Here is a 19361-nt window from a genome sequence, read left to right as displayed (position 1 = left end):
GTGGGATGCAAGGCGGTGTTCACAGCCCTTTGCAATGTATGTGATCGCGTTTCGGTGCACACAGGCTGCAAAGCAGAGGAGGACCGACATGACCCTGACCCGCCGCACCTTTGGTGGCCTGACCTTGTCCAGTGCGTTGTTGCCTCATGCCGCCCTGTCGCAAGGCATCAGTGCTTTGGACGCCATGCGCGCGCCATTGTCGGCCCCCACCACCGAATTCGAAGCCGCATTGAAGTGGATCGAAGAGCGCGGGTCACCCGACATGGCCGCCCCGTTGATCACATCCTTGCGCTTTTCCCGATCCCGTGGCCCACAGATTGCCGAAACACTGACGGCGATCACCGGTGAGGACTACTTCACCGACTGGTTCCAGTGGATGTTGTGGCAGGAGCAGAACCCGCAGGTCAAACCGCACGAAGATTTCCCCACCTACAAACGCGAGGTCATGCTGCGGATCGATGACAATTTCGACCTGTTCCTGCGGCCTGAGCATATCCAGCCCGATCAGATGCGCATCCGGCTGGAAGAAATTGCGTGGGGCGGTGTGGTTAAGGACGGTATCCCGTCGCTCGATAATCCTGAGCTGATTGCGGCAGGCGATGCGGATTATCTGCGTGGTGATGATCTGGTTTTTGGTGTGTCGATCAATGGTGATGTGCGGGCCTATCCGTTGCGGATCATGGGCTGGCACGAAATGTTCAACGAAGTGATTGGCGGTGTGCCAGTGGCGTTGGCCTATTGTACGCTGTGCGGCTCGGGCATCCTGTTTGAAACGGACGTGCCGCAGCGCTCGAAGCCGTTGGTGTTCGGGTCGTCCGGGTTTTTGTATCGATCGAACAAGCTGATGTTTGACCGCGAGACGCATTCGCTGTGGAATCAGTGGACCGGCAAGCCCGTTGTGGGGCCGCTTGTGAACAGCGGGATCGAGTTGCAGCAGCGCCCGGTGGTCATCACCACGTGGGATAGCTGGAAAGCGTCGAACCCGAAGACCAAGGTGCTGAGCGTGAACACCGGGCATCGCCGCGACTATGGCTCGGGCGTGGTCTACAACGACTACTTCGCCTCGCCAGACCTGATGTTTCCGGCGCAGGTCGATCAGCGGCAGCACGCGCAGAAGGACTATATCTTTGCCGTCCGCCAATTCGGCGCTGCGCGTGGCTGGCCGCTGAATGCGTTTGAAGGGCAGCCGATCATCAACGATGGAATTGCGGATACGCCTTTGCTGCTGATCGGAGATGTCGGCAAGCGCAGTGTGCGAGCCTATGAACGCGGTGACAGGACGTTCAGCCAAACCGATGGAAAGATCGCAGATCAGTCGGGGGCCGCGTGGCGGGTGACTGAGGATGCGCTGTTTGGCCCGGATGGGACACGGTTGGAACGGATCGCGGGGCACATCAGCTATTGGTTTGCGTGGGACAACTACCTGGGCGACGCGGCCACGGTGTACAGCCCATAAAAAAGGGCCGCCCGAGGGCGACCCTGAATACGTCGAGAGACGCGGTCTTAGCCGTTCACGCTGTCTTTCAGCGCTTTGGCGATGGTCATTTTCACGACCTTGTCCGCTTCTTTCTTGAACTGTTCACCCGTTGCAGGGTTACGCACCATGCGCTCGGGACGCTCGCGGCAATAGATTTTGCCAACGCCCGGCAGAGTGACTGCGCCACCGCCCGAAACTTCCTTGGTGATCAGCCCGCAGATCGCGTCCAGCGCGCCGCCTGCGGATTTCTTGTCTGTCCCCATTTCTTCGGCCAGCGCGGCGACGAGTTGGGTTTTTGTCATTGGTTTTGCCATTTCATGGTCTCCTTCGTCTGCCCGACAACTTGGGCCTCTGATCCGCAATATAACGGAATGTTGTGCGAACACACAACGAATAGTGGCTCAAGGCAAGCTAAAATAAGGGGTTTTCCGCTGTTTTTCGCCGTTAAAGGAAGGCTGTTTCCTCAAAAGACCGCAATTTCCGGCTGTGAATGCGCTCCAGAGGCATGGTTCGCAGATGCTCCATCGCGCGGATTCCGATCATCAAATGGCGCGCAACCTGCTCTTTGTAGAAGTTCGAAGCCATACCCGGGAGCTTCAATTCGCCATGCAGTGGCTTGTCGGACACGCAGAGCAATGTGCCGTAGGGCACGCGGAAGCGGTAGCCGTTGGCAGCAATCGTTGCGCTTTCCATATCCAGTGCGATGGCGCGGGATTGGGACAAGCGCTGCACCGGCCCATGCTGGTCGCGCAGTTCCCAGTTGCGGTCATCGTAGCTCGCCACGGTGCCGGTGCGCATGATGCGCTTCAGCTCGTAGCCCTTGAGTTGCGTGGTCTCGGCCACCGCCTCTTCCAAGGCGATCTGGATCTCGGCCAGCGCGGGGATGGGAACCCATGGCGGCAGGTCAGTGTCGAGCACGTTGTCCTCGCGCAGGTAGGCGTGGGCCAGAACGAAGTCCCCCAGGGCCTGGGAATTGCGCAGACCGGCACAGTGGCCAACCATCAGCCAGGCATGGGGGCGCAGGACGGCGATATGGTCCGTGGCCGTCTTCGCGTTTGACGGACCCACACCGATGTTCACCAGCGTGATGCCGGAACCGTCCGCGCGCTTGAGGTGGTAGGTTGGCATTTGCGGCATCTTGGGGCTGGTCGGCAATTCCTGATCGCCGGCCGTGATCTCGGCATTCCCGGTCGATACGAATGAGATGTAGCCGCTCTCGGGATCATCGATCTGCGCGCGCGCATACGCTTCGAATTCCGAGACGTAGAACTGGTAGTTCGTGAACAGAACGTGGTTCTGGAAGTGATGCGCATCGGTGGCGGTGTAATGTGTAAGCCGTGCCAGCGAGTAATCGATGCGCTGCGCCGTGAAAGGGGCAAGCGGGCCGATCCCGTCCACAGGTTCGTAGGTGCCGTTGACGATATCATCGTTGGTGTTTGTCAAATCCGGAACGTCAAACACGTCACGCAGGGGAAAGGCCGCTGCTCCCTCTTGCGGGACGGTTATGTTCTGTTCGTTTGCCACCGCGAAATGGACGGGCATCGGTGTGTATGAGTAGCCGATTTCGACAGGTTGCCCGTGATTGGTGATCAACAGGCCGATTTGTTGTGTCAGGTAGTTTTCGAAAAGGTCCGGCCGCGTGACCGTCGTGGCGTAGGTGCCCGGGTCTGCCACGTGTCCAAAGCTGAGGCGCGTATCGACCTGCGCGTAGCTTGACGTGGTAAAGCGGATTTCAGGGTAGTAGGCGCGCACGCGCCCCTCGGGTGCGCCGTGCTCCATCGCGTGCTGGAACTGCTGGCTGAGGAATTCGACCGCGTCTTCGTACAACTCGCGCAGATGTGTCACTGCGGCCTTGGCGTCGTGAAATTCGGTGTGGCCGTGGCCAGCTTGTTCAAGTGTTCTCATGTTGTTGTCTCAAGGACTGGAATGAAATCAAACGTGCGGACATCGACCAGTCCCAGGTCGGAGATGCGCAGTTCAGGAATAACGACAAGCGCCAGCAGCGAGTGCTGCATATAGGCGTTGTTCAGGGTGCAGCCGCAATCAACCATGGCCTGCACCATCTTGTCAGCTTTGGCGGCAACATCACGGGCGGGGCTGTCTGACATTAGGCCCGCAATGGGCAGTTCGACAAGCGCGAGTTCTTCCCCATCGTGGAAGATGGTGATGCCGCCACCCACTTCGGCCAGCCTGTTGGCGGCCAGTGCCATCTGATCCCGGTCTGTGCCGACGACGATCATGTGGTGACTGTCATGCGCCACGGTCGAGGCCATGGCCATTTTGCCCTGGTAGTTAAAGCCGGACACCAGCGCGTTTGTCACGCCGCCGGTCGCCTGGTGCCGTTCGACCAGCGCGATCTGGCAGGTGTCGCCGTGGCTTTCGACCTTGCCGTCGCTGACAGGCATGTCGCGTTTCAGCGCTTTCGTGGGCGCCTGATTTTCGACCACGCCGATCACGTTTGCAGTGACGGAGTTGCGGCCCTCTGGGGCTACGATCTCGAAGTCGGTGGCCGTCTTGGGCGCACCCATGTTCACGGTCTGCCGCGCCTTGGTGGGCCAGTCGAGATGCGGGCATTCAGTCGTCAGTTCCCCATTGAGAGAGACTGTTTTGCCGCGTGCAATCACTTGTTCGATGGGCAGTGTCGCGAGGTCGGATGTCAGGATCACATCCGCCCGGCGTCCGGGTGTCAGTGACCCGATTTCACGCTCGAGCCCAAAGTGTGTGGCCGTGTTGATCGTCGCCATTTGCAAAGCGATCAGCGGGTCGCATCCACATTCGATGGCGTGCCGCACAACGCGGTTCATGTGCCCGTCATTCACCAGCGTGCCAGAGTGGCTGTCATCGGTGCAAAGGATCATGTTGCGGGGATCGAGGCCCTTTTCGGTGATCGCCGTGATCTGCGTTTCAACGTCGTACCACGCGCTGCCCAGCCGGATCATGGACCGCATGCCTTGGCGCATCCGGGCAATGGCGTCAGCCTCACACGTGCCTTCGTGATCATCCGCGGGGCCGCCTGCGACATAGGCGGCGAAGTCAGGGCCAAGGTCAGGCGATGCGTAGTGTCCGCCGACGGTCTTGCCTGCGCGCTGGGTCGCCGCGACTTCGGCCAGCATCTGCGGATCGGCGGCGGCCATGCCGGGGAAATTCATCATCTCGCCCAGACCGATGATGCCCGGCCATGCCATGGCCTCAGCCACATCCTCGGCGCTGATCTCGTACCCTGTCGTTTCCATCCCTGGCGCTGAGGGCGCGCAGGAGGGCATCTGTGTCCAGATGTTCACCGGCTGCATCAGCGCCTCGTCATGCATCAGACGCACGCCTTCGAGGCCAAGCACGTTGGCGATCTCGTGCGGGTCGGTGAACATGGTGGTGGTGCCGTGTGGAATGACGGCCGCCGCAAACTCTGCGGGGGTGAGCATACCGGATTCGATATGCATGTGTCCGTCGCACAGTCCGGGGATCATGTAGCGGCCATTTGCCTCGATGATCTCGGTCTCGGGTCCAATCTGTGCGCTGGCGTCCGGCAGGACGCAGGCAATACGCCCGTGTTTGATGGCGATGTCATGGTCTGGCAGTGCCTCGCGCGTGTGCACATTCACCCAGATGCCACCGCGAATGACAGTATCCGCAGGCGCACGGCCAGCGGCGACATTTACAAGATCGGGGGCAACATCGGGCCAGGACGGGAAAAGGTCATGTTCCATGTCCTAAATGATCAAGTTTCGCGGGGAGGTGCAAGGGGGACCGCACAGATGTTGTGAAACTGTCATTTCGGCAGGCGGGGTTTGGCTGACGTGGTTTCGCGAGCAGAGCGGGATTTGTATTGATCGAAGCAGTGCCGCCGTGCACGCTTTGATCCAGGCAAAGGGAGAGCATCATGACCGTCGCACAGATTCGCCCCAACATGGACAATTGGCAGGAGCGCGTTGATCTGGCTGCTGCCTTTCGCTGGACCGTGCGTTTGAACATGCATGAAGCGGTGGCGAACCACTTCTCCCTTGCGATCAATGACGATGGGACGAAGTTTTTGATGAACCCAAACCAGATGCATTTCTCACGCATCAAGGCGTCGGACCTGATTGTCGTGGATGCAAATGATCCCGACAGCATGGAGGGGCCAGACGCGCCCGATCCGACTGCGTGGGGGCTGCACGGTGGGATGCATCGGCATTGCGCCCATGCCCGCTGCGCCATGCACGTGCATTCGCCCTATGCCACAGCTCTTGCGGCCTTGGCCGACAGCACGTTGCCGCCCGTCGATCAAAATGGGTGCATGTTTTACAATCGTGTGGTGGTTGATGGGGATTATGGCGGCCTTGCCTTCGAGGAAGAGGGTGAACGCTGTGCCAAGCTGTTCGATGATCCCAAAACGAAGGTGATGGTCATGGGCAATCACGGGATCATGGTGATTGGCGATACAGTGGCCGAAACGTTCAATCGGATGTTCTATTTCGAGCGGGCCTGCCAGACCTATCTTTTGGCGCTGCAAACCGGGCAGCCGCTGCGCCTGATCCCGGATGATGTCGCAGAAAAGACGGCGCAGGAGATCGAGGATTATCCCGAGCAGGATTTGCGTCATCTGGCCGAGCTGAAGGCCATTCTGGACGAAGAGGGATCAAACTATGCCAGTTGACCCTGTCCCGTTTAAGCCGCGCGTTGGTCGACCAGCGTGATCGCCTCGAACGGGCCCAGCACCTGGTGAATGGGTCGCGCATGTTCGGGCAGCAGACGGCTTGGGACGTCTGCCAGCACACTTGCATTCAAACGCTCTGCATCACGGCGAATACGCCCGATATACAGACTTTCGACTGCGCAGCCTGCCGCAATCAGAGACTCATTCCCAGGCAGGATAAGTTGAACGTAGTCTGTAGTGCTACCGCATGTGTTCCAGATCGCGGCGTGCCCGTTCACGAGGTGCCGAGCAGGCACCAGGACCGCTTCCTGTCCAAAGATGTATTCGACCTCGGACCCTTTCAGAACAAGTCGCTGTTCAGGCGCGACGACGATGTCGCGCTGCAGGCCAAAATAGGGTGCGCGCAGCCGCACTGGGGCAAAGCTGCCGCGCGCGGGAACGGTGTGGCGTATCGTGTGCAGGATGGGAACGATGTCGCCGCTGTCTGTCACTACGGTATCGCCGCGTTGCAAGACTTCGGCAGGGCGGTAGCCGCCCGGTGTCGCAATGGGTGTTGCGGGGTGAAGTGATGGCATCGGGCCGATCGGCAGGATATCGTCGCTGAGTGCGCTAAACAGCACTTCTTGTGACAATGTCCGAGCTGGATGAGCCAGCACAACATCGCGCAGATCGTCAGTCATGAACGGTCGGGGCATGTGAACGGGACGGCAGACGATGCGGTTGCCTTCGGGCCGCTCCAGGGCCAGCCGCCCCCACCCTTCGGGTGCGTTCCATGCGTAGGTGACCCGCAGCGTGTGGGTGCGCCCGTCATTGGCCCAGCGGATGGCCGCATGCGTGATATCGGTATTGTGCCGGTGCAACATGGCAATGCCGCCGCCCGGGATCGCACGAAACGACAGCTCGCGCGGCCAGGGAAAGGGGTGTGCGATGCCGAGTAGTTCGTGGGGCCGTTCATGCCCAGCCACCTGCGTTTCGAACATCAGCGTGCCGCGTTTGAGCATCGGCCCCAGCTTTGTAATAGACGTGTCTTTGCCAAGGCCGGTTTTTGAAAACCGACCGTCCTCGTGATCGTTGACGCCGATCCAGGTCATGCGGCAGCGCGCGTCTTGCGCCACAGCCCAGCTTCGTATCCGCGTAAAGTACGGCGGGCGGCTGGGCCGTAGCCTTCGCCCGTTTCAGGGTCGAGTTCAGGGAAGATGCTGCAAATCTCCTCCACGATTTCCCGCTCGAAGCTCTTGGTGGTCTGGGGCCCAGGCAGAAAGCTTTCAGTTGCCAACCCGCCCGAGAACACAACCTGATGTCTGTCGAACATCAGGTGGACATAGGTGACTGTCCCGCCCTCACGCCGGGTGACGGAGCGGTCGTTGACCAGATCTTTCGCCGCCACCAGAACTTCGCGATCACCAAACAAAAGTTCGGCCAGACTGTCGCGGATCAGCACGCGGTGCAGAGGAGAGAGCATGACATCGTCATGTTGGCCAAATGTGCCAGCGCGGATCAGGATCGGGGCGTATTGATCTTGGGCAGCGACGGTGCGAGTGCCAATCCAGCGCAAGGGCTGTGGCCCATCGTCTTGGGTTAGAACCGGATCACCTTCGCACAGGCTTTCGACCGGAACATCGCCCTCAGGCGTCGAGATCAGAGTGCCTGCCACGAAACAGGGGACGGATGTTGCATTGACGAAGCCGACATCCGTGTTGTTGCCGTCCGTGACGGTATACGTGAAGTTAAAGTCTTCTTCGTCGCCGTCGCCAACAACGGTCAGTTCGCCATTCGGGCCAATCGTGACTTGTTGTCCCGTTGGCAGTGTGATGGTCGTCCCAATCCCGGTGACGGAGTCGTAGCTGACAGGCTGGCCGTTGATATGGGTGATCGTCAACGTGCTGCCCACGGGCGACACATCGTTGTCGAGTACGTTGAACGAAGTTGTCCCGTCCGGGTAGACGTTCACGTCATCGCCCACGGCGACCAAGGATGTCTGAACCGAGTCCCCGGCAATCAGCAGGTTGGAATCGAACTGGCTGTCCGCAACATCAGCGATACCAATCCGGATCGAATTTACCACATCTGGGTTGACGACCATGGTGAGGGTCAGCGTGATCGTGAACCCGTCCATTTCAGTATTGAATGCGTCATTTGAGTTGTCGACGAACATGTTGATGTTGGTGGTGGTGTTGATGTTGCCGGGATCGGTATCCCCGTCCCCGACCTCCATTTCGACAAGGTCGCCGTTGACCCAGACACCTACGAAGTCCTGGTAGATCGAGTTCTGGAACTCGGGATACTCTTCCGAGCTGAAAACGAATTGCATCGTCATCAGGTTTCCATCCGGAATAAAGTCAACATCCAGATAGGACGCGTCGAAGGTCCGCGCTCCTGCCGCCGCATTGAACTGGCCGTTGTTGTTTTGGCCGGACGTGTTGGTTGACGTGTTGGTCGATTGGTTTTCCTGGCCGGAGGAGTTGGTAAAATCCTCAACCTCGCCCGTTGACAGGATGACACCCGTATCGCCTGGGGTCACCCCGGGTGCCACACTGTCACCGTTCGAATAGATCCCGGCGCTGTCCCGGTCGCCGGTATACGACGCTGACACCACCTGAACGCCGTCGCCAAAGATGGCATCTGCCATATCGGACGCGTCAACGCCTTCGCGCACCGTTTGAATCGGAAGCTCTGCTGCCGGCATGTTTGCCCCACCCCAATAGTTGCGGACAGAACAAGCGCAGCGCACGCGGTTGATCCGCGCGTCTTGTGTGCCTTTTTATGCACTTGGGTGGCCGCACGTTGGCGGCCGAACTGCTGATGCCCTGCCTCGGGTCATATTATTGCCCTGACCCTAGCACAGCTATTTGCGGGCTGTTAACTGTCTTGGCGGCGTAAGGTGTTCGCAACGCGTCCTTTTCGCCACATGCTTGCAAAGGGGCTTATTCATGCAACCTGTTGATCCTGCTGCTCTGACCGCTGAACTTGTGCGCTGCCCGTCGGTGACACCGATGGATGCGGGGGCTTTGGATATCCTGCACGACCTGTTGTCGTCGGCTGGTTTTGAATGTGCATGGGCTGATCGTGGCGGCATTCGCAACCTCTTTGCCCGTTTCGGTGCCAAGGGCCATGCGCGGACCTTTGGTTTCAACGGGCACACGGATGTGGTGCCGATCGGCAATGCCGAGGATTGGACCATGCCGCCCTTTGGTGCCAAAGAACGTGATGGCGTCATGTACGGTCGCGGCACGACGGACATGAAGTCGGGCGTCGCTGCCTTCGCCGCCGCCGCCATCGATTTCGTCACGAGCACACCGCCGGATGGTGCTGTCATCTTGGCGATCACAGGGGATGAGGAGGGAGACGCCGTCGATGGGACGACCGCCCTATTGGCGCATATGGAGGAAGAGGGCGAAGCGATGAGCGTCTGCCTTGTGGGTGAGCCGACCTGCCCCGACACGATGGGCGAAATGATGAAAATCGGTCGGCGTGGATCAATGACCGCTTGGTTCACCGTCACGGGTGTGCAGGGTCACTCTGCGTATCCGCATCGCGCCAATAATCCTCTGCCCCCGCTGATGCGTCTTATGGACCGGTTGGCCAGTCACGAGCTGGACCAGGGTACGGATCACTTCGACCCTTCCACCCTTGCCGTGGTCACGGTGGATACCGGCAACCCGGCCACCAACGTAATTCCCGCGCAAGCCCGCGCGGCGGTGAACATCCGCTTCAACGATATTCATTCCGGTGACAGCCTGACCGCGTGGTTGAAGGCGCAGGCGGACGAAGTGGCGAGCGCCTATGGCGTTGAGATCGACGTGACGGTCAAAGTGTCTGGCGAAAGCTTCCTGACCCCGCCGGGGCACCTGTCTGACCTTGTGGCCGCGGCAGTCGAAGCTGAGACCGGGGTGAAACCAGTTCTCAGCACATCCGGAGGCACCTCGGACGCGCGGTTCGTGAAAAACCATTGCCCGGTTGTCGAGTTCGGGCTGGTTGGTCAGTCCATGCACAAGGTTGATGAACATGTGGAGGTGGCACATATTCGTCAGTTGAAATCGATCTATGCCCGCATCTTGCAGGACTATTTCAAGTGACTTGGCAGATCGAACAGACCGACGATCTGACCACATGTCACGCGTTGCGGCGCTCCGTGTTCATCGAAGAACAAGGTGTGAGCGAGGCGGAGGAGGTGGATGGTCTGGATGAACATGCATTGCATGTATTGGCTCATGTTGAGGGCAAGCCGATGGGGTGCGCACGCATTCTGGTGCAGGGCTCCGTCGCCAAGATTGGACGTGTATGCGTGTTGAAAGAAGCGCGTGGCACGGGCCTTGGTGCGGCGATCATCCAGGCGTGTCTTGATGTTGCCCGGCGACAGGGCGGTGTTTCGAAGGCCAAGCTTGGCGCACAGACCCACGCGTTGGCATTCTATGAACGGTTGGGTTTTTCCGCGTTTGGCCCGATCTATGACGATGCCGGCATCCCGCACCGCGACATGGAGAGGCCACTTTGAGGTCCACGCTGGTCGTCATGCTAAAAGTGCCGAGACCGGGCCGCGTCAAAACACGTCTGGGCGGGGACATCGGGATGGTGTCGGCCGCGTGGTGGTTTCGTCATCAGGTGCGTGCGCTTTTGCGCCGGATTGAAGACCCCCGCTGGCGCGTGGTGCTTGCTGTTGCGCCTGATTACGAGGGGATGGGCAGCCGTGTCTGGCCGGGACGGTTTGAGCGGTGGCCGCAAGGTAGGGGCAACCTTGGCGATCGGATGATCCGGATGATACGACAAGCAGGCGGTCGGGTCTGCGTGATTGGGGCTGACATCCCTGATATTACCAGAAAGCGTATTGCAAAGGCATTCGCGGCGCTGGGCAACCACGATGCAGTCTTTGGGCCTGCGCCGGATGGTGGGTATTGGCTGATCGGGGTCAAAACAGGCTCTAAATTGGGGAAATCGGCTTTGAACGGGGTACGCTGGTCAACAGAACATGCGCTTGATGACAGCCGTGCAGCGCTGGGTATGCCCCGTGTTGTGCTGGTCGACACACTGGCGGATGTCGACAGGGTCGACGATTTGCGATGACGCCCCTGTATGCGCGTGCTACCTCGAACCCATGAGCCGTATTCCCACAAAATCCGAGATACTGGACTGGATTTCCGCCAATCCGACCCTGACTGCAAAGCGTGACATCGCCAAGGCGTTCGGGATCAAAGGTGCTGCACGTATCGACCTCAAACGCCTGCTGAAAGAGCTGGAGGCCGAAGGGCATCTGGAAAAGCGCAAGAAGACGTATCAGGACCCAGACCGCCTGCCGCCTGTAAGTGTGCTGCAAGTGGAGGAACCGGACGATGACGGTGATCTGTTTGCCCGCCCGATGGAGTGGCAGGGTGAAGGGGTTGAACCCAAGATCCTGGTCCTGCCGCGCGCGTCTGATCCGGCACTCGGACCCGGGGATCGCATTCTTGCCCGTCTGACATTGGTCAAGGACAGCGATCATAATTACGAGGCGCGTCTGATCCGCCGCATTGGCACCAACCCGCGCCGCATATTGGGCGTGTTTCGGGCCGGAGCCGAGGGCGGACGTATCATGCCCGTTGACAAGGGCAGCGACAAGGAATGGTCAGTGCCTGCGGGGGCGACCCACGGTGCCAAGGATGGCGAGTTGGTCGAAGCCGAACAGGCTGGGCCGAAAAACCGGATTGGCCTGCCCCGTGCACGCATTGTGGAACGGTTGGGCGATCCGTCAGCGCCCAAGGCGGTGTCGCTGATCGCGATTCACGAACACGGTATTCCTGATGCCTTTCCCGATCCGGTGATCGCCGAAGCCGATGCGCAAAAGCCCAAAGGCTTGAAGGGGCGCGAAGATCTGCGGGACATGCCGCTGATCACCATCGACCCGTCCGATGCCCGTGACCATGACGACGCCTGCTATGCCCACGCCGATGACGACCCCAAGAATGAAGGTGGGCATGTCATCTGGGTGGCGATTGCGGATGTCGCAGCCTATGTGACGCCCGGTTCTGCGTTGGACCGCGAAGCGAAGAAGCGTGGCAACTCGACCTATTTCCCGGATCGGGTTGTGCCGATGCTGCCAGATCGGCTTTCGGGCGATCTGTGTTCGCTGCACGAGGGTGTGCCGCGCGCCTGTATCGCGGTGCGTATGCAGATCGATGCGCATGGTGAAAAGATCGGGCACAGCTTTCACCGTGGCCTGATGCGTTCACCCGCGTCGCTGCATTATGAGGAGGTGCAGGCGGCCATCGACGGGCACCCGAATGACCACACAAAGCCCTTGTTAGAGCCTGTTTTGCGGCCTCTCTATGCCGCTTATGTGGCTTTGGTCGAGGCTCGCAAACGCCGTCAGCCGCTTGAGTTGGACCTGCCGGAACGACAGATCGTTCTGGACGAGGATGGCACGGTGCGGTCGGTCGCATTCAAGGACCGGCTGGATGCTCACCGTCTGATCGAAGAATTCATGGTGCTGGCGAATGTTGCCGCGGCTGAGACGTTGATTGCAAAGAAAACGCCGCTCTTGTTCCGAAATCACGAAGAACCTTCACCGGACAAGTTGGACAGTTTGCGCGAAACGGCGCAAGCGGCAGGGCTGACCCTCGCCAAGGGACAGGTGCTGAAGACGGCGCATCTGAACCGGCTGCTGGCGCAGGCGGCGGACACCGAAGATGCAGAGCTGATCAATATCTCGACCCTGCGGTCGATGACGCAAGCCTATTACAGCCCACAGAACTTTGGGCATTTCGGCCTGGCGCTGCGCAGCTACGCGCATTTCACGTCGCCCATCCGGCGCTACGCCGACCTGATCGTGCACCGGGCGCTGATTGCGGCGCATGGCTGGGGCAAGGATGGGCTGACGCCGGAAGACATCGAGAATCTGGAAAAGACGGGCACCCACATCTCGGACACGGAACGCCGGTCGATGGTGGCGGAGCGGGACACGACGGATCGTTACCTTGCCGCGTATCTGAGTGAGCGTGTGGGGGACGAGCTTGAAGGGCGTGTGGCCGGAATTGCCAAGTTCGGTATCTTCGTGAAGCTGGATGACAGCGGGGCGGACGGTCTTGTACCGATGCGGTCCATTGGTGCGGAGTATTTCCATTTCGACCGCGAGGCGAACACGCTGATGGGGTCCGACACCGGCATGATCATCGGTTTAGGGCAGCGCGCGACCGTGCGCCTGGCCGAAGCGGTGCCTGTGACAGGCGGCATCGCTTTGGAGCTTCTCACTCTGGACGGACAGGACCTGCCACGCGGTCGGCGCAGCCCGGCAGGTCGCAGTCCGCGCCGCAAACCTGCCAATGCCAAGCGCCGGTCGGACAAAGCCAAGCGCAAGGTGAGCCGCAAGCGGCGCTAACCCAGCGCCGCCTCGACCCGTTTCATGTAGTCGACCAACATCACGTCTTGCTTCACCCGGCGTGAGAGTGCCGTCCCCCCGGGAGTGGAGGCCATGGCGCCGAGCATGGCGGCGACACTGGCGTCTGCCGCACTGGGTTTCGGTCCGAACAGGAACGGGCCATGCCACAGGCGATCGGTGATGGCCAACAGATCCGGTTCGATCCGCTCAAGCCGTTCGCCTGCGGTCAAGCGGCCAAGACCTTGTGCATCCATGCCGCGCAAGAGCATGCGGCGGATGCCACGCGTGATGAATTTGCGCAGGAAAGTAGGGATTGCAGCAAAATATGTGTCTCTAACCAACGGCCAAACGGCCTTGTCCCCCCAACGATCCATGACAACGTGGAAGTACATGTGCTCTTCGGCCATGCGGATGAAGGCGCGTGACGTGGCGCGGTCCAGATCGCTCAGCCCCTGGTCAAAGTGTGCGCCGTGCTCTTCCAGCCAGGCGCGGATATTGTCGCTGTCGCCGATGATCTCATCATCGACCCAAAGGGCGGGCAGCTTGCCCTTGGGCCAACTGCGCGGATCAGCAGTGTCTTTGCGCTGCCACTGCAGCCCGGACAGGTTCAGAAGGTACAGCGCCTTGACGCAGAACGGGCTGCCGCTGGGTTGGCCAAAGGCGGGAGGGTAAGTCACAAGGGTCAGCATCTTTCTCTCCTCAAAATGAATTCTGAGCTTGAGATATCGAGACGTACTGTCAGAAATTGGCAGCACATGTGATATGAATGAAGCATGACCAGAACACACCGCCTTTTTCAGTTGATGCAGACCTTGCGGCGACTGACGCCCCCTATCACGGCGCAATCGCTTGCCCATGAAATGGACGTGTCGCTGAGGACGATTTATCGCGATATCGACGAGTTGCGTGGCCTTGGCGCCGTTATCGATGGTGAGGCGGGGTTTGGCTTTACGCTGATCGAAGATGCCTCATTGCCCCCCCTTGGTTTCGAGAATGACGAGTTGGAAGCGTTGGTTCTGGGGTTGCGCGATGTTGCGGTGATTGCGGATCCCGCCCTTGCGAAGGCGGCGACGTCCGCGCTGGCAAAGATTCAGGCCCGCGTGCCACCGAAACAAGCGCACCGGTTGAAACATGCCGTGCTTGATGCACGGCGGTATTGGCGGCCTGATCCGCCACGCATTGATGTTGGCACACTTCGACAGGCAGCATGGGACGAGGTGAGCGTGCACTTTGCCTATCAGGATGCCAAAGGCGATCAGACCGAGCGGACAGTCAAACCGCTGGGCATCGTTTACATGGAAAACACAAACGTGTTGCTGGCGTGGTGCCACCTGCGGGAGGATTTTCGGGTCTTCCGTTTGGACCGTATGGATGAGCTGTGTGTGACGGACAAAAGCTTTCGCCCGCACCGTGTTTCGCTATTGCGTGATCACCTGGCGCGTATCAGGGCAGAAGTTCACGAAGTGGCGAAGGACCGCGCCCATTTCGACTGAGCCTTTGCCGGACAGCCGATTTTCGCTACATTAGCGAAAACGCGGCACAAGCGATTATGAGGCAAAACATGCGGTGGGCAGTCACCCTTAGCGCGGCAGGCAGCGCGATTTTCATTGCTGGCACAGCAATGGCACAGGCTATTCCGTCTTCGATCAGGCCGGAACAGCGGCCCGTTGTAGATACGGTTACCCGGACACAAACGCTGTCACCACTTGATGTGGCAACCCTAACGGTTGTGCGTCCACAGCTGCGCCCGGCCGCGCTGCAAGCACCATCCCCACCGCCCGTGGAAGCATCAGAATCCAATGCGGATTTTCAGCGATGGATCAGGGATTTCAAGTCGCGTGCACTGGCCCAAGGGATCAGTGGTGCGACCTTTGACCGGGCCTTTGACGGGGTGAGTTATGATCCGGACGTAATCCGCCTGGATCGAAACCAATCAGAGTTTACCAAGACGATCTGGGAGTATCTGGACAGCGCCGTGTCCGACCGGCGCGTGCGCAACGGCAAACAGGCATTGCGTGAGCATCAGGATGCGTTGGAGGCCATCGAGGCGCGTTACGGTGTTGCCAAGGAGGTGGTTGTCGCCGTTTGGGGGCTTGAGAGCAGCTACGGCAGTATTCGCGGGTCGAATGATGTTGTGCAAAGCCTTGCGACACTTGCCCATGACGGACGGCGGGGAGAATTCTTTGAGGGGCAGTTGATTGCCGCCCTGAAGATCCTGCAAAGCGGTGATACCAGCCCCCGTAACATGACCGGATCCTGGGCCGGTGCGATGGGGCACACGCAGTTTATGCCGACGTCTTACCTTGACCATGCCGTGGATTTCACAGGCGATGGTAAGCGTGATATCTGGTCTGATAATCCCACGGATGCGCTCGCGTCGACCGCAGCCTACTTGGCCGGGTTTGGCTGGATTAAGGGCCAGCCTTGGGGCGTTGAGGTGGAGCTGCCAAGTAGCTTCGACTATGCGACAGCCAGCCGAAAGGTGGCCCGCATGCCGTCCCAATGGGCCAATCTTGGGGTTTTCGGTGTCGATGGTAAGCCGGTTCCGGACTACGGTTCTGCGTCGATCCTGTTGCCCGCAGGCAGTCAGGGTGCCGCCTTCATGATCTTCAAGAATTTCGAGGTGATCGAGCGGTACAACGCGGCAGATGCTTATGTCATTGGCGTGGGGCATCTGAGCGATCGGATTGGCGGCGGGCAAAAGTTCCAGGCGGAATGGCCTCTGGAGGATCGTGCTTTGACCTTTTCGGAGCGCAAGGAAATGCAGCGTCGTTTGACAGCTGCGGGCTTCAGTACGCAGGGCGTTGATGGCCGGATTGGGCCAAAGACCTTGGAGGCGGTGCGCACGTTTCAGCAGTCACAGGGATTGGTTGCGGATGGATATGCGTCACTGAACTTGCTGAAACGCTTGCGGTGATCCGAAGGGCGCCTGCAGCGACGCCATTGTTTGGTGGGGGCGCTGCCCCCGCCCTTCGGGCTCCCCCGTGGTACTTTTAGTCAGAAGAAGGCTTAGCCGGGTGATAGCCCGCGCAACCGTTCGCTGCGGCGGCGAAGGAGCTCAACCGTTGTCAGCAGCGCGATGGAGATCACGACCAGGATCGTCGCCACTGCAAGGATTGTTGGGCTGATCTGTTCGCGTAGGCCGATGAACATTTGCCAAGGCAGAGTTTTCTGGCTGGCTGATCCCACAAACAGAACCACGACGACTTCATCGAACGAGGTGATGAAGGCAAAGAGGCCGCCCGATATGACGCCGGGCAGGATCAGCGGCATCTGTACGCGGAAGAAGGTTGTGACCGGTCCTGCACCCATGTTGGCTGCTGCGCGTGTCAGGGAGTGGTCAAAGCCGACCAGCGTTGCGGTGACCGTGATGATCACGAATGGGATGCCAAGCACGGCGTGGGCTAGCACGACTTTGACATAGCCGACGAACCCTTTGTCCAAGCCAAGCGTGCCCTCGAGCCAGTTGCCGAGCTGGGCATAGAAGAAGAACATGCCTGTGGCCGAGATGATCAGGGGCACGATCATGGGCGAAATCAGGATGGCCATGATCGTCCCTTTGAACGGCACGTGGCTTTGGCTGAGGCCGATTGCGGCAAGCGTTCCGAGGCTGACCGAGATGATCGTTGCCAGCGGTGCGATGATCAGCGAGTTCTTGAGGGCCAACTGCCATTGTGGGTTGGTGAAGAAGTCGCGGTAGTGTTTGAGCGAGTACCCTTCGGGATCAAGCCGGAGCATTTCGGGCGTGAAGGTAAAGAAGTCCTGTGCATTGAACGACAGGGGCATGACTACCACGATGGGCGCGACGAGGAAGAAGAAGATCAGCCCACAGATGACCCGGAAGCTGTAGTACCAGATGCGCTGACCCAGCGTGGCGTATGGAGGAAGGCCCATGGTCTGTTATCCCAGCTTGACGTTGTCGATGCCCACGATCTTGTCGTAGGCCCAATAGAGCACCAGCACGGCGGCCAGCAGGATGGTTCCAAGCGCGGCGGCAAGGCCCCAGTTCAGCGATGACGAGATGTGGTAGGCGATCCGGTTCGAGATGAAGACACCCTTGGTCCCACCCACGATTTCGGGCGTGATGTAGTAGCCGATAGACAGGATGAAGACGAGGATGCTGCCTGCGCCGATGCCCGGCACTGACTGCGGGAAGTAGACGCGCCAAAACGCGGTCCAATTGGTGGCGCCCAGTGATTTGGCGGCCCGCAGGTAGCTGGGCGGGATGGTTTGCATCACCGAATACATCGGCAGGATCATGAACGGCAGCAGGATGTGCGTCATGGCAACGATGGTGCCGAACTGGTTGTTGATCATGATCAGGCGGTCGCCGTCACCGACAAGGCCGATCCAGACCAGCACATCGTTGATCACACCTTGCTGTTGCAGCATGACTTTCCAGGCTGATGTCCGCACGAGGAGCGAGGTCCAGAATGGCAAAAGAACGAGGATCAGGAGCAGGTTCGCCTGTCGCATTGGCAGGTTGGCGAGCAGCCACGCGATGGGATAGCCCAGCGCGATGCAGGAGAAGGTGATCAGCAGTGACATCCAGATTGTACGACCGAAGAGTTTCAGCAGGATCTGTTTGTCGTCGGGTTGCCAGGCGACCCCATCAGGCGTTTTCTGCGCGTCGACGGCGTTGAGGAAATAACCTGATGTGTAGGTGCTGGAATGCGTTTGAATTGTCTTCCAGACCGTTGCTCCAGCCCAGTCTTCATCCATGTCTGCAAAGGCAGTCGCCATCGCCGGAACGGGCAGGTCAGCGGTCTGGGCCTCGGCCAGCAAGTCAGCGCCCGGACCTGAATATGCCGAAAGGTCAGCGGTTCTGAGATCCAGCGCAAGGGCGGTTGCAACGGCTTCCCATGGGTCGCGGGTCGCCGGGTCACGGCCTTGCTGCGTGGCTGTATAAACAGCCCACGCCGTGTAGGCCCGTGTTGTCCTGGGCAGCAGGTTGGACAGGGTCGCGTCCGGTGCAAAGTTGACCTCATCACTGGCTGGTGAGCCCGTGAGGGCCGCGACACGCTTGCGCTGCAGGTCAAGCAGAGCGGTGTCGTCGTTGTCTGTGGCATTGAAGATGCCGTGCCATGTTTCGCCGTCTTTCCAAGCGTTGTTGAGCTCTTCGAGCGGTTTTTGCGTTTCCTTGCCAATGTCATCGAGCGCGCGCCCGGATTGGCGGAACAGGGACGAGACCCCGGTCTGTTCATAGTTGAGACGCGTTCCGAGCCGTGTGTGGCGCTTGGCCTCGGCTGCGAGGAACATGTCGAAATACAGTGCTTCGTAGACCGCCTCGTCGGGCGGCGTGCCAGCATTCGGATCCCAGTCCGCTAGTGCTTCGACCGCCATGGGAAGTGTGTTTTCGACGATCTGGTTTTCGACCGAGCGGAACAGCATGGACGCGATCGGCACGATGAATGTGATCAAGACAAAGATCAGGAGTGGCGCAATCAGCCCCAATGCCCGCAGTTTCTGACGGCGCAAGGCGCGTGCGAGGCTGCGTTTCAGCGGGGTGCCGTCGGCGGCAAGCATCATTTCGGCCATGGGTCAGGCTCCTTTCGCAACGACAATCATTGATGTCGCAGTGCGGTGGCGGATCTTCATGACCTCTTGGTATTCGGGGTCGTTGTAGGCGGCCAATGCCGCCTCATAGGTGGGGAACTCAAAGACGACGTGGCGGGAAAACTCCGGACCTTCCATCGACTGTGCTTCACCGCCACGCACCAATGGGACCGCTCCGTGTGACAGCAGGATCGGCGTGTCCTTTTCGACGTATTCCTTGTACGCCTCAGGGTCGTTCACAGTGATATGGCCGATGATGTAGCCTTTGGGCATGGTCGTCCCCTTTGGTGGGGCAAGGCGGGGGACACCCCCGCCTTACGATTGGTGTGCAGTAAGGCGGACGTGTC

Annotated in this window: 16 protein-coding genes and 1 pseudogene; 8 read left to right on the top strand and 9 right to left on the bottom strand. The window is 59.7% G+C overall.

Annotated features, from left to right (window positions below; all coding sequences use genetic code 11):
• The first annotated feature begins 88 nt into the window (after positions 1-88).
• Positions 89-1456 (top strand): DUF3179 domain-containing protein, encoded by a 1368-nt coding sequence (locus AC53L6_RS05445; protein ID WP_496907082.1) that lies wholly within the window; start codon positions 89-91, stop codon positions 1454-1456.
• Positions 1457-1503: 47 nt separating this feature from the next.
• On the opposite strand, the gene AC53L6_RS05440 is transcribed toward AC53L6_RS05445, so the two are convergent.
• The 3 genes from AC53L6_RS05440 to ade form a co-directional block, all read right to left on the bottom strand.
• Positions 1504-1791, bottom strand: coding sequence for an HU family DNA-binding protein (locus AC53L6_RS05440; protein ID WP_039684873.1), 288 nt, complete (start codon positions 1789-1791; stop codon positions 1504-1506).
• 130 nt (positions 1792-1921) lie between these two features.
• Positions 1922-3382, bottom strand: coding sequence for an AMP nucleosidase (locus AC53L6_RS05435; RefSeq protein WP_496907081.1), 1461 nt, complete (start codon positions 3380-3382; stop codon positions 1922-1924).
• Positions 3379-5181: an adenine deaminase gene (gene ade, locus AC53L6_RS05430; protein ID WP_496907080.1), complete on the bottom strand. Its 1803-nt coding sequence runs from the start codon at positions 5179-5181 to the stop codon at positions 3379-3381. The genes AC53L6_RS05435 and ade overlap by 4 nt, the downstream gene beginning before the upstream one ends.
• Before the next feature lie 173 nt (positions 5182-5354).
• Here ade and AC53L6_RS05425 point away from each other — a divergent pair, with 173 nt between their 5' ends.
• Positions 5355-6110, top strand: a complete 756-nt coding sequence (locus AC53L6_RS05425) for a class II aldolase and adducin N-terminal domain-containing protein (RefSeq protein ID WP_299601461.1) — start codon at positions 5355-5357, stop codon at positions 6108-6110.
• Positions 6111-6121: 11 nt separating this feature from the next.
• On the opposite strand, the gene AC53L6_RS05420 is transcribed toward AC53L6_RS05425, so the two are convergent.
• On the bottom strand, positions 6122-7201 hold the full coding sequence (locus AC53L6_RS05420; protein ID WP_496907079.1) for a Hint domain-containing protein: 1080 nt from the start codon (positions 7199-7201) through the stop codon (positions 6122-6124).
• Complete coding sequence (locus AC53L6_RS05415) at positions 7198-8796, bottom strand: Hint domain-containing protein (protein ID WP_496907078.1); 1599 nt, start codon at positions 8794-8796, stop codon at positions 7198-7200. The genes AC53L6_RS05420 and AC53L6_RS05415 overlap by 4 nt, the downstream gene beginning before the upstream one ends.
• A 244-nt stretch (positions 8797-9040) precedes the next feature.
• Between AC53L6_RS05415 and dapE the strand changes: the two genes are divergently transcribed.
• From dapE to rnr, 4 genes are read left to right on the top strand one after another with little or no spacing between them, the layout of a single operon-like run.
• Positions 9041-10186, top strand: coding sequence for a succinyl-diaminopimelate desuccinylase (gene dapE, locus AC53L6_RS05410; protein WP_496907077.1), 1146 nt, complete (start codon positions 9041-9043; stop codon positions 10184-10186).
• Positions 10183-10605, top strand: a complete 423-nt coding sequence (locus tag AC53L6_RS05405) for a GNAT family N-acetyltransferase (protein ID WP_299204090.1) — start codon at positions 10183-10185, stop codon at positions 10603-10605. The genes dapE and AC53L6_RS05405 overlap by 4 nt, the downstream gene beginning before the upstream one ends.
• A complete protein-coding gene (locus AC53L6_RS05400; RefSeq protein ID WP_496907076.1) occupies positions 10602-11171 on the top strand; it encodes a TIGR04282 family arsenosugar biosynthesis glycosyltransferase in 570 nt (189 codons plus the stop codon). Before AC53L6_RS05405 ends, AC53L6_RS05400 begins: the two co-directional genes overlap by 4 nt.
• A gap of 31 nt (positions 11172-11202) precedes the next feature.
• Positions 11203-13458, top strand: coding sequence for a ribonuclease R (gene rnr, locus AC53L6_RS05395; RefSeq protein ID WP_496907075.1), 2256 nt, complete (start codon positions 11203-11205; stop codon positions 13456-13458).
• Here rnr and AC53L6_RS05390 read toward each other — a convergent pair.
• Positions 13455-14147 carry a glutathione S-transferase family protein gene (locus tag AC53L6_RS05390; protein WP_299774277.1) on the bottom strand — a complete coding sequence of 231 codons (693 nt, stop codon included), beginning with the start codon at positions 14145-14147 and terminating at the stop codon, positions 13455-13457. The genes rnr and AC53L6_RS05390 overlap by 4 nt on opposite strands.
• A gap of 84 nt (positions 14148-14231) precedes the next feature.
• Here AC53L6_RS05390 and AC53L6_RS05385 point away from each other — a divergent pair, with 84 nt between their 5' ends.
• Both AC53L6_RS05385 and AC53L6_RS05380 read left to right on the top strand, forming a co-directional pair.
• Positions 14232-14951 (top strand): helix-turn-helix transcriptional regulator, encoded by a 720-nt coding sequence (locus tag AC53L6_RS05385; RefSeq protein WP_299204102.1) that lies wholly within the window; start codon positions 14232-14234, stop codon positions 14949-14951.
• A gap of 68 nt (positions 14952-15019) precedes the next feature.
• Positions 15020-16375 carry a lytic murein transglycosylase gene (locus tag AC53L6_RS05380; protein WP_496907074.1) on the top strand — a complete coding sequence of 452 codons (1356 nt, stop codon included), beginning with the start codon at positions 15020-15022 and terminating at the stop codon, positions 16373-16375.
• 92 nt (positions 16376-16467) lie between these two features.
• Here AC53L6_RS05380 and AC53L6_RS05375 read toward each other — a convergent pair.
• The 3 genes and pseudogenes from AC53L6_RS05375 to AC53L6_RS05365 all read right to left on the bottom strand — a co-directional run.
• Positions 16468-17346: pseudogene (locus tag AC53L6_RS05375) on the bottom strand (ABC transporter permease); the annotation flags it as partial.
• Between the two features lie 12 nt (positions 17347-17358).
• Positions 17359-18996: an ABC transporter permease gene (locus AC53L6_RS05370; RefSeq protein WP_496907073.1), complete on the bottom strand. Its 1638-nt coding sequence runs from the start codon at positions 18994-18996 to the stop codon at positions 17359-17361.
• A gap of 3 nt (positions 18997-18999) precedes the next feature.
• Positions 19000-19287 (bottom strand): DUF1330 domain-containing protein, encoded by a 288-nt coding sequence (locus AC53L6_RS05365; RefSeq protein ID WP_299601437.1) that lies wholly within the window; start codon positions 19285-19287, stop codon positions 19000-19002.
• Positions 19288-19361 lie beyond the last annotated feature (74 nt).

Source organism: Tateyamaria sp. LSS28 (genome assembly GCF_059611725.1).
The sequence above is the reverse complement of the archived record's forward strand: the minus strand, read 5'-3'. Positions and strand labels throughout refer to the sequence as shown.

Coding starts and splice junctions, on each gene's coding strand:
- dapE (WP_496907077.1), top strand. CDS start 9,041: ATGCAACCTGTTGATCCTGCTGCTCTGACCGCTGAACTTGTGCGCTGC.
- AC53L6_RS05390 (WP_299774277.1), bottom strand. CDS start 14,147: ATGCTGACCCTTGTGACTTACCCTCCCGCCTTTGGCCAACCCAGCGGC.
- AC53L6_RS05415 (WP_496907078.1), bottom strand. CDS start 8,796: ATGCCGGCAGCAGAGCTTCCGATTCAAACGGTGCGCGAAGGCGTTGAC.
- AC53L6_RS05445 (WP_496907082.1), top strand. CDS start 89: ATGACCCTGACCCGCCGCACCTTTGGTGGCCTGACCTTGTCCAGTGCG.
- ade (WP_496907080.1), bottom strand. CDS start 5,181: ATGGAACATGACCTTTTCCCGTCCTGGCCCGATGTTGCCCCCGATCTT.
- AC53L6_RS05365 (WP_299601437.1), bottom strand. CDS start 19,287: ATGCCCAAAGGCTACATCATCGGCCATATCACTGTGAACGACCCTGAG.
- AC53L6_RS05420 (WP_496907079.1), bottom strand. CDS start 7,201: ATGACCTGGATCGGCGTCAACGATCACGAGGACGGTCGGTTTTCAAAA.
- AC53L6_RS05435 (WP_496907081.1), bottom strand. CDS start 3,382: ATGAGAACACTTGAACAAGCTGGCCACGGCCACACCGAATTTCACGAC.
- AC53L6_RS05370 (WP_496907073.1), bottom strand. CDS start 18,996: ATGGCCGAAATGATGCTTGCCGCCGACGGCACCCCGCTGAAACGCAGC.
- AC53L6_RS05440 (WP_039684873.1), bottom strand. CDS start 1,791: ATGGCAAAACCAATGACAAAAACCCAACTCGTCGCCGCGCTGGCCGAA.
- AC53L6_RS05385 (WP_299204102.1), top strand. CDS start 14,232: ATGACCAGAACACACCGCCTTTTTCAGTTGATGCAGACCTTGCGGCGA.
- rnr (WP_496907075.1), top strand. CDS start 11,203: ATGAGCCGTATTCCCACAAAATCCGAGATACTGGACTGGATTTCCGCC.
- AC53L6_RS05380 (WP_496907074.1), top strand. CDS start 15,020: ATGCGGTGGGCAGTCACCCTTAGCGCGGCAGGCAGCGCGATTTTCATT.
- AC53L6_RS05425 (WP_299601461.1), top strand. CDS start 5,355: ATGACCGTCGCACAGATTCGCCCCAACATGGACAATTGGCAGGAGCGC.